Here is a 406-nt window from a genome sequence, read left to right as displayed (position 1 = left end):
GCGTCGCGCACGGCCTGCGACGACCGCGACCTGAGCCGGGTCCGGGCGCGGGTGCAGGCGGGCTTCGCCGGCTGGTCGCGGGCGGCGAGGATGAGCTTCCCCGGCGACCGCGCCGCCTGGCGCGGCGACCGCTATCAAGGGCAGACGATCGGCTGGCGCCTGGTGCAGGACAGCGCGACCGGCGGCTCGCCGGTGCGCTTCGGCCTGGCCGGAACCGGGCCGACGGCCACGACGCCGGCGGCGGTGGTCTCCTTCGTGGGGCGACCCCGGCCCTATGCCGCGCGGCTGGTGATGCGCGACCGCGAACAGGCGCCGCGCGTCTGGCTGACCGGCGGGGGCCTGCCGCCGGAAGCCGTGCGACGGGTCTTCTTCGCCGCCGCCGCCCACGCCGCCGATCCGGGCCTGC

At 78.8% G+C, this 406-nt stretch carries 1 pseudogene; it reads left to right on the top strand.

The annotated features are described in order from the left end of the window. Positions 1-406, top strand: a pseudogene (locus HX774_RS19485) (hypothetical protein); the annotation flags it as partial.

Source organism: Brevundimonas sp. P7753 (genome assembly GCF_013386595.1).
GTDB classification, from domain to species: Bacteria; Pseudomonadota; Alphaproteobacteria; order Caulobacterales; family Caulobacteraceae; genus Brevundimonas; species Brevundimonas bullata.
This window is presented reverse-complemented; position numbering and strand designations above follow the sequence as displayed.